Below are 1007 nucleotides of genomic sequence, written 5' to 3'. Positions count from 1 at the left end.
TTAGGTTGTCGACTAAGACACGTACTCCAGGAGGGATTCCTTATGTCCATTATACAACAACCCACTTTATTTGACATTGATTTTTTAGAAAAACTTGACGTTCAGGAGAAATACCAAGAAATTCTCTCCCCACTTGAGTGGGGAAAAGTATTAGCTCTATTCGAAAAAGAATCTCGTGTGGGTCCACCCGTCAAATTGAACTATCAAGCGCTCCTCCGTTCCTTGATGGTGCGTATCCATGAGAACATTCCGACACAAAAAGCACTGATTGCACGTTTGAAAAGCGACCTTCGCTTGAAATTGAGTGTGGGATTTCTCTATTCAGATCCCATTCCATCCGAAGCAACCTATTCTCGTGTGATGAGTATCCTAGCCGATAATCTATCTGTGCTGGAAACCATGAATGATCAACTCCTTCAACTGATCCATAACGAATTCGCTATTTTTGAAGAAAACGTTGCGCTTGACGCAACGGCAGTTGACGCACGGACCAAGCCACATAAAACAAGCAATCCATCCTTGCCTAAAATCAAAGACCAGCACGCCATGAGTACAGAAGAGATCGTGGAATGTATTCCGACCTATCCTTCTTGGGGTGTGAAAAAGAACAGTCAAGGAAAAAATACCTTTTGGTTTGGCTATAAAGTGTCCTTAGCCGTTTCCACTCGGACCCAATACATCTTAGATATGACAGTGGCGTCCGCCTTTACGGCGGATGTCAGTTTAGCGATCCCAACGATTCGAAAAGTAGGGAAAAATAAAATCCGAACCGATACCCCCTCTTATTTGACCTTGGATAAAGGGTACGATGCCAAAGACATTTATACGGAAGCTCACAACTCTGGTCAAGAGCCGATCACCGCCTTAAAAAGACAAGCGAAACATAATGGGGAAGTTGATGACCATTATGCCCCTACCTGTTTTCGTGAACACAGCTATAAGTACGACAGCTATGATAAACGTTATGGTGCCCTCAAGTATGTTCGACCAGAAGCCCATTGCCGGGA

General features: G+C 43.9%; 1 protein-coding gene. It reads left to right on the top strand.

Annotated elements, in window-relative coordinates:
- Window positions 1-42: 42 nt before the first annotated feature.
- A partial coding sequence (locus tag ACYQ4S_RS11970; protein ID WP_459771375.1) for a transposase occupies window positions 43-1007 on the top strand: 965 nt, incomplete at its 3' end.

The organism is Alkalibacterium sp. s-m-28, from assembly GCF_054658175.1.
This window is presented reverse-complemented; position numbering and strand designations above follow the sequence as displayed.